Genomic DNA, 8,032 nt, shown 5'->3' with positions numbered 1-8,032 from the left:
CGCCGCGGCCAGCTCCAACCCGGCCGGCCGGGCGACTGCGTCCTCCAACGACGCCGGCCAGCCGAACACCACCCCCGGGTCGAGGTCTCGACCAGGTCGTCGAGCGCGGTGTCGAACATGGGGCTGAATATCTGCTTAAGTGAAGTCAGCCATGTGGTCTTCGTTGGGCCCGCGCGCCAGTACTCGCCCCCACCGCACCCCGGGCAGACGAAACCCTCCGCCCACCGGATCGAGGCGAGGTAGTCAAGGCAGGCCCCGTCGTCCGGGAATCACGCCAGCAGCTGCTGCTACGTCGCCGGATGGTCCACCCCGCGAACCGGATCCGCGACCATCCACCAAGCCTACTTCACTCAAGCAGATATGAGAACATGTGTTCGAGTGTCTCACCCGGTCGGTCTCAGGGCAGCTCCCGCCCACCGAGAACATGAAGCGGGGCAGCAACTTCCTGCGGGTGACCGGAGCCGCGTCGCAGATACGGAACAATCGTCCGCGTGCCCTCCTCCGAAGCCCTGATCCCCGACGTCCTGGCCGCCCGGTACGCCTCCGGCGCCATGACCGACCTGTGGTCCCCGGCGCACAAGGTCGTCCTCGAGCGTCGGCTGTGGATCGCCGTGCTGCGCGCCCAGCGCCATCTCGGCGTCGCCGTCCCCGACGGGGCCATCGAGGCGTACGAGAAGGTCGTCGACGACGTCGACCTGGCCTCGATCGCGGCCAGGGAGCGGGTCACCCGGCACGACGTGAAGGCGCGCATCGAGGAGTTCTGCGTGCTCGCCGGGTACGAGCAGATCCACAAGGGGATGACCTCGCGGGACCTCACCGAGAACGTCGAGCAGCTGCAGATCCGGGCCAGCTTGCTCCTCGTCCGCGACCACGCGGTGGCCGCGCTGGCCCGCCTGGCCACCCTCGCGGTCCGCTACGACCATCTCGTCATCGCCGGGCGCAGCCACAATGTCGCGGCCCAGGCGACCACACTGGGCAAGCGGTTCGCCAGCGCGGCCGAGGAGCTGCTGGTCGCCTTCGAACGGCTCGACGACCTCATTGCACGCTACCCGTTGCGCGGCATCAAGGGCCCGGTCGGCACCGCCCAGGACCAGCTCGACCTGCTGGACGGCGACCCGACCAAGCTGGCCGACCTCGAGCAGCGGGTGGCCGAGCACCTCGGGTTCACCCGGGTGCTTGACAGCGTCGGCCAGGTGTACCCGCGCTCGCTGGACCTGGACGTCGTCAGCGCGCTGGCCCAGCTGGCCGCCGGGCCGTCCAGCCTGGCCACCACGATCCGGCTGATGGCCGGCAACGAGCTGGTCACCGAAGGGTTCAAGCCCGGCCAGGTCGGCTCGTCGGCCATGCCGCACAAGATGAACACCCGCTCCTGCGAGCGGGTCAACGGGCTGGCCGTCGTGCTGCGCGGCTACCTGTCGATGGTGGGCGAGCTGGCCGGTGACCAGTGGAACGAGGGCGACGTCGCCTGCTCCGTCGTCCGCCGGGTGGCCCTGCCGGACGCGTTCTTCGCGCTCGACGGGCTGTTCGAGACGTTCCTCACCGTGCTCGACGAGTTCGGCGCGTTCCCGGCGGTGGCCGAGCGCGAGCTGGACCGCTACCTGCCGTTCCTGACCACCACGAAGGTGCTCATGGCGGCGGTGCGCAAGGGCGTGGGCCGGGAGACCGCCCACGAGGTGATCAAGGAGCATGCCGTGGCCGTCGCGCTGCAGATGCGCGAGCAGGGCGCCGAACGCAACGACCTGTTCGACCGGCTGGCCACGGACCCGCGGCTCGGGCTCAACGGCGCCGAGCTGGACGCACTGGTGGCCGAGCCGCTGTCGTTCACCGGTGCCGCCGTCGACCAGGTGGCCCGGGTGGCAGCCCGGGTCGAGGCGGTCGTGGCCGCCCACCCGGAGGCCGCCGGGTACACGCCGGCGGCGATCCTGTGAGCGCCCCGGTGACGATCCAGGGACTCACCCACGTGTACACCGGGAAGGTCCGCGACCTGTACGCGCTGCCGGACGGCCAGCTGCTGTTCGTGGCGTCGGACCGGATCTCCGCCTACGACCACGTGCTGCCGACCCCCATCCCGGACAAGGGCCGGATCCTCACCCAGCTGTCGCTGTGGTGGTTCGAGCAGCTGGCCGACCTGGTGCCCAACCACGTGGTCTCCACCGACGTGCCGGCCGAGGTGGCCGGTCGGGCGCTGGTCTGCGAGCGGCTGACGATGGTGCCGGTCGAGTGCGTCGCAAGGGGCTACCTGACCGGGTCGGGGCTGCTCGACTACCAACGCGACGGCGCGGTGTGCGGGCTCCCGCTCCCGTCCGGCCTGGTGGACGCCTCCCGGCTGCCCGAGCCGATCTTCACCCCGGCCACCAAGGCCGCGCTCGGCGAGCACGACGAGAACGTCTCCTTCGACGCGGTCCGCGCCACGGTGGGCGACGCGACGGCGCAGGACCTGCGTCGGCTGACCCTCGCGGTCTACGGCCGGGCCGAGGCGGTCGCGCGCGAGCGCGGCATCATCGTCGCGGACACCAAGCTGGAGTTCGGCCACCGAGCCGACCGCACCCTCGTGCTCGCCGACGAGGTGCTCACGCCGGACTCCTCGCGGTTCTGGCCGGCCGACTCCTGGCAGCCGGGCCGGCCCCAGCCGTCCTTCGACAAGCAGTACGTTCGGGACTGGCTGACCTCGTCGGCGTCCGGCTGGTCGAAGGACTCCGGCGACCCGCCGCCGGCGCTGCCGGACGACGTGGTGGAACGGACCAGGGCCAAGTACGTCGAGGCCTACGAGCGACTGACGAGACGGCGGTTCGCATGAGCACCTGGCTGGTGACCGGTGGCGCGGGGTACATCGGCGCGCACGTGGCCAGGGCGCTGACCGCGGCCGGGTACGGGGTCGTCGTGCTCGACGACCTGTCCAGCGGCCACCGCGACTTCGTCGGGGACGGCGTGCCGTTCGTCGAGGGCTCGGTCGTCGACCCGAGCGCCGTCCACGCGGCCCTGGCCGAGTACTCGTGCGCGGGCGTGGTCCACCTGGCCGGTTTCAAGTACGCCGGTGTCTCGGTGCAGCGCCCGCTGCACACCTACCGGCAGAACGTCTCGGGCACCCAGGTGCTGCTCGAGGCGATGACCGAGCGGAGGGTCGAGCAGCTGGTGTTCTCGTCCTCGGCCGCCGTCTACGGCACCCCCGACGTCGACCAGGTGACCGAGCAGACCGCCACCGGCCCCGAGTCGCCGTACGGCGAGAGCAAGCTGGTGGCCGAGTGGCTGATCCGCGACGTCGCGCGGGTGGCCCCGCTGCGGAACACCTCGCTGCGCTACTTCAACGTGGTCGGCTCGGCATACGACGACGTCTACGACACCAGCCCGCACAACCTGTTCCCGCTGGTCCTCGAGGCACTCGTCGGGGGGCGTACCCCCGTCGTCAACGGCACCGACTACCCCACGCCGGACGGTTCCTGCGTCCGCGACTACGTGCACGTGGCCGACATCGCGGACGCCCACGTGGCCGCCGTCCGGGCGCTGGAGGCCAACCGCCCGCTGCAGCCGGTCTACAACCTCGGCACCGGCGCGGGCACCAGCGTGCTGCAGATCATGGACGCGATGGCCCGCGGCACCGGCATCGCGTTCCAGCCGGGCATCGGGCCGCGGCGGCCGGGTGACCCGGCCCGGATCGTGGCCAGCGGGGAGCTGGCTGCCCGCGACCTGGACTGGGCGATGCGGCACTCCCTGGACGACATGGTCCGCTCGGCCTGGGCCGCGCGCCGGCGGGCCCTGGCGAGCTGACGATGTCCCAGGGAGATGCAGTGACCGAGGACGGGCGGTCGGACGCACCCGCCGACGAGGCCGCCGGCCCGTCGTTCTTCCAGCGCACCGAGCCCGGCGGCGAGCAGCCGTCCCGCACGGTCGAGACCTGCTCGGCGCTGCTGCTGTCGGTGACCGTGATCCTCACCGCGTGGAGTGTCTTCGAGTCGAGCAAGTGGGGCGGGGCCATGTCGATCGCCTTCAGCCAGGCGTCCTCGGCCCGGATCCAGGCCAACCGGGCGGCCGGCGAGTGGCGCAGGCCAGGCAGGCCGACCTGAGCATCTACAGCCTCTGGGTGCAGATGAAGGCGGCGAAGAACGAGCCCGCGGCGGCCTACCTCGAGCAGCGCTTCACCACCCGGTTCCGGGTGTCCTTCGACCAGTGGGTCGCGTTCGGGGGCATCAGCGATCCCGCGAACGCCCCGCTCTCGCCGTTCGCCCTCGACTCCTACGTCCCCCCCGGCACCCACGAGCAGGAGGCCCTGGACGCCAAAGCGGACACGAAGCTCCAGGAGGCGCTGCGGACAACCAGCGCGGCGACAACGACACGTTCCTCGGCGTCCTGTTCGCGGTGGTCCTGTTCTCCTCCGCCATGTCCACCCGGTTCGCCAACCGCCGCCTCCAGCTCGGGATGCTCGCCTTCGCCACCACCGCGTTCCGGATCGGCGCGAGCTTCCTGATCGCCTTCCCCAAGCTGATCTGACCGCGAAGGGGCGGACCGACCCTGGCGGGCCGCCCGGTAGGCTGGGCGCGCAGCCCCCGCGACCTGAGTTGGAGCACCCGTGGCCCGCGTCGTCGTCGACGTTATGCTCAAACCCGAGATCCTCGACCCGCAGGGTCAGGCCGTCCAGGGAGCGCTCAGCCGCCTCGGATTCACCGGGGTCAGCAGCGTCCGCCAGGGCAAGCGATTCGAGATCGAGCTGGACGGCGATCTCGACGACGCCACCCGCGCGCGGGTCGAGGAGCTGGCCGGCACCCTGCTCGCCAACACCGTGATCGAGGACTACCGGGTGCGGGTGGAGGACTGATGGCCCGCATCGGCGTCGTCACGTTCCCCGGTTCGCTCGACGACCGGGACGCCGCCCGAGCGATCACCGTGGCCGGCGGCGAGCCGGTCCCGCTGTGGCACAAGGACCGGTCCCTGGCCGGTGTGGACGCCGTCGTCCTGCCCGGTGGGTTCTCCTACGGCGACTACCTTCGCTGCGGGGCCATCGCCCGGTTCGCCCCCGTCATGGAGATGATCATCGACGGGGCGCAGGGTGGCCTGCCGGTGCTGGGGATCTGCAACGGCTTCCAGATCCTGTGCGAGACCCACCTGCTGCCCGGGGCACTCACCCGCAACGACAGCCTGCACTTCGTCTGCCGCGACCAGCGGCTGCGGATCGACAGCACCAGCACGCCGTGGACCTCCGACTACGCGCTCGGTCAGGAGATCGTCGTCCCGCTGAAGAACGGCGAGGGCGGCTACGTCGCGGACGAGCGCACCCTCGACGAGCTCGAGGCCGAGGGCCGGGTCGTGGCCCGCTACCTCGAGGTCAACCCGAACGGCTCGCGGCGCGACATCGCGGGCATCTCGAACGCGGCCGGCAACGTGGTCGGCCTGATGCCGCACCCCGAGCACGCCGTGGAACCGCTCACCGGGCCCAGCACCGACGGGCTGGCCTTCTTCACCTCGATCCTGACCCGGCTGGCGCGGGCATGAGCTTCGACACCGTCGACAACGCCCGGCACACCCCGGACGAGGACCAGCCCTGGGCCGAGCTCGGCCTCAAGGAGGACGAGTACCAGCGGATCCGCGAGATCCTCGGGCGTCGGCCGTCGTCGTCCGAGCTGGCCATGTACTCGGTGATGTGGAGCGAGCACTGCTCCTACAAGTCGAGCAAGGTGCACCTGCGGCAGTTCGGTGAGAAGCAGACCGAGGCGGCCAAGGAGTCCCTGCTCGTCGGCATCGGGGAGAACGCCGGCGTCGTCGACATCGGCGACGGCTGGGCGGTGACCTTCAAGGTCGAGTCGCACAACCACCCCAGCTACGTGGAGCCCTACCAGGGGGCCGCGACCGGGGTGGGCGGCATCGTCCGCGACATCCTCACCATGGGCGCCCGGCCGATCGCGGTCATGGACCCGCTGCGGTTCGGCCCCGCCGACGCCCCGGACACCCGCCGGGTGCTGCCCGGCGTGGTCGCCGGGATCGGCGGCTACGGCAACTGCCTGGGCCTGCCCAACATCGGCGGCGAGGTCGTCTTCGACGAGTCCTACGCCGGCAACCCGCTGGTCAACGCGCTGTGCGTCGGCTCGCTGCGACACGACGAGATCAAGCTGGCCAAGGCCACCGGCGTCGGCAACCTGGTGGTGCTGTTCGGCGCCAAGACCGGCGGCGACGGCATCGGCGGGGTCTCGGTCCTGGCCTCGGAGACCTTCGACGCCGACAAGCCGAGCAAGCGACCCAGCGTGCAGGTCGGCGATCCGTTCACCGAGAAGCTGCTCATCGAGTGCTGCCTGGAGATCTTCGCCGAGGACCTCATCGTGGGCATCCAGGACCTCGGCGGCGCCGGAATCTCCTGCGCGACGTCCGAGATGGCCAGCGCCGGCACCGGCGGCATGCACGTGGTGCTCGACCGGGTGCCGCTGCGCGACCCCACGCTCTCGCCCGAGGAGATCCTCATGAGCGAGTCGCAGGAGCGCATGTGCGCCGTCGTCGAGCCGGCCAAGCTGGACCGGTTCATGGGGATCTGCCAGCGGTGGGACATCACCGCGACCGTCATCGGCGAGGTCACCGACACCGACCGGCTGGTCATCGAGTGGCACAGCGAGACGGTGGTGGACGTGCCGCCGCGCACGGTGGCGCACGAAGGTCCGGTCTACCAGCGCCCGTACGAGCGGCCGGCCGACCAGGACGCCCGGCAGGCCGACGCGCCGACGGCGCAGCGGCTGGTCCGTCCGACCACCAGCGTGGAGCTGCGGGACACCCTGCTGCGGCTGGTGTCCTCACCCAACCTGGCCGCCAAGGGCTGGGTCACCAGCCAGTACGACAAGTACGTCCAGGGCAACACGGTGCTAGCCCAGCCGGAGGACGCCGGCGTCGTCCGGGTCGACGAGAAGACCGGTCGCGGCGTCGCGATCAGCACCGACGCGAACGGCCGGTTCACCAAGCTGGACCCGTACGCCGGCGCCCAGCTGGCCCTGGCCGAGGCGTACCGCAACGTGGCCGCCACCGGCGCGAAGCCGCTGGCCGTGACCAACTGCCTCAACTTCGGCTCGCCGGAGGACCCGGCCGTCATGTGGCAGTTCGCCGAGGCCGTCCGCGGGCTGGCCGACGCCTGCGAGGCGCTCGACGTCCCGGTGACCGGCGGCAACGTGAGCTTCTACAACCAGACCGGTGAGGTCGCGATCCTGCCCACCCCCGTGGTCGGGGTGCTGGGCGTCATCGACGACGTCGCCCGGCGGACGCCGATGGCGCTGGGGCCGGAGGGCGAGAGCGTGCTGCTGGTCGGGGAGACCCGCGACGAGCTGGGCGGCTCGGAGTGGGCGCATGTCGTCCACGGCCACCTGGGCGGGCTGCCCCCGACCGTCGACTTGCAGCGGGAGCGGCAGCTGGCCGAGATCCTGGTCGCCGGGTCGCGCGACGGCATGCTCACCGCGGCGCACGACGTCTCCGAGGGCGGCGTGGCGCTGGCCCTGGTGGAGATGGCGCTGCGCGGCGGCCGGGGTGCCCGCGTGGTGCTGCCGGACGACGTCGACCCGTTCGTCGCGCTGTTCTCGGAGTCGACCGGCCGCGCCGTGGTCGTCGTCCCGCGCTCGGAGGAGCTGCGGTTCACCGACATGTGCGTGGCCCGGCACGTCCCGGTGGCCCGGGTGGGCGTTGTGGACGGCGTGGGCGACCAGGCCGAGCTCGCCGTCCAGGGGCAGTTCTCGGTGTCGTTGGCCCAGCTGCGGACGGCGTCCGAGGCGACCCTGCCGGCGCTGTTCGGCCCCAGCGTCGGCTGAGCCGGCCGTCTGTGCCGGCTGACCCGAACCCACCCGAGGCGGTGCTGGCCGAGCTGGTGGCCGCGCTGCGGTCCTGGGCGCCGGTGGGCGACCCGCTTCAGGCCAGCCTCGACGAGGCGGAGCGGCCCGCGGCCGCCGGCGGGCCGGAGCAGCTCGTGCTCGACCTGGTCGTGGCGGCCGACGACCTCGCCGGCTCCCGGCCCGACCTGACCGCTGCGCCGCTGCCCCGCCCGGCGCTGCGGACCGTGGTCAAGCTGCTCACCACG

General features: G+C 71.9%; 9 protein-coding genes. All 9 read left to right on the top strand.

Going from position 1 to position 8,032, the window contains the following annotated elements; translation table 11 throughout:
- Positions 1-491 precede the first annotated feature (491 nt).
- Entirely contained in the window at positions 492-1,928 is a 1,437-nt protein-coding gene (gene purB, locus VIM19_01995; GenBank protein HEY5183684.1) for an adenylosuccinate lyase, read from the top strand.
- Entirely contained in the window at positions 1,925-2,797 is an 873-nt protein-coding gene (locus VIM19_01990) for a phosphoribosylaminoimidazolesuccinocarboxamide synthase (GenBank protein ID HEY5183683.1), read from the top strand. Before purB ends, VIM19_01990 begins: the two co-directional genes overlap by 4 nt.
- Positions 2,794-3,765 (top strand): UDP-glucose 4-epimerase GalE, encoded by a 972-nt coding sequence (gene galE / locus VIM19_01985; protein HEY5183682.1) that lies wholly within the window; start codon positions 2,794-2,796, stop codon positions 3,763-3,765. Before VIM19_01990 ends, galE begins: the two co-directional genes overlap by 4 nt.
- Before the next feature lie 20 nt (positions 3,766-3,785).
- A complete protein-coding gene (locus VIM19_01980) occupies positions 3,786-4,061 on the top strand; it encodes a hypothetical protein (protein HEY5183681.1) in 276 nt (91 codons plus the stop codon).
- Positions 4,062-4,353: 292 nt separating this feature from the next.
- Positions 4,354-4,485 carry a hypothetical protein gene (locus VIM19_01975; protein HEY5183680.1) on the top strand — a complete coding sequence of 44 codons (132 nt, stop codon included), beginning with the start codon at positions 4,354-4,356 and terminating at the stop codon, positions 4,483-4,485.
- A 79-nt stretch (positions 4,486-4,564) separates the two neighbouring features.
- The gene (purS, locus tag VIM19_01970; GenBank protein HEY5183679.1) at positions 4,565-4,810 is read left to right on the top strand and encodes a phosphoribosylformylglycinamidine synthase subunit PurS; all 246 of its coding nucleotides are present in this window, start codon (positions 4,565-4,567) and stop codon (positions 4,808-4,810) included.
- On the top strand, positions 4,807-5,484 hold the full coding sequence (gene purQ / locus VIM19_01965) for a phosphoribosylformylglycinamidine synthase subunit PurQ (protein ID HEY5183678.1): 678 nt from the start codon (positions 4,807-4,809) through the stop codon (positions 5,482-5,484). Before purS ends, purQ begins: the two co-directional genes overlap by 4 nt.
- A complete protein-coding gene (purL, locus tag VIM19_01960) occupies positions 5,481-7,766 on the top strand; it encodes a phosphoribosylformylglycinamidine synthase subunit PurL (protein ID HEY5183677.1) in 2,286 nt (761 codons plus the stop codon). Before purQ ends, purL begins: the two co-directional genes overlap by 4 nt.
- An 11-nt stretch (positions 7,767-7,777) precedes the next feature.
- A partial coding sequence (locus VIM19_01955; GenBank protein HEY5183676.1) for a hypothetical protein occupies positions 7,778-8,032 on the top strand: 255 nt, incomplete at its 3' end.

This window comes from Actinomycetes bacterium (genome assembly GCA_036510875.1).
GTDB lineage: Bacteria > Actinomycetota > Actinomycetes > Prado026 > Prado026 > DATCDE01.
This window is presented reverse-complemented; position numbering and strand designations above follow the sequence as displayed.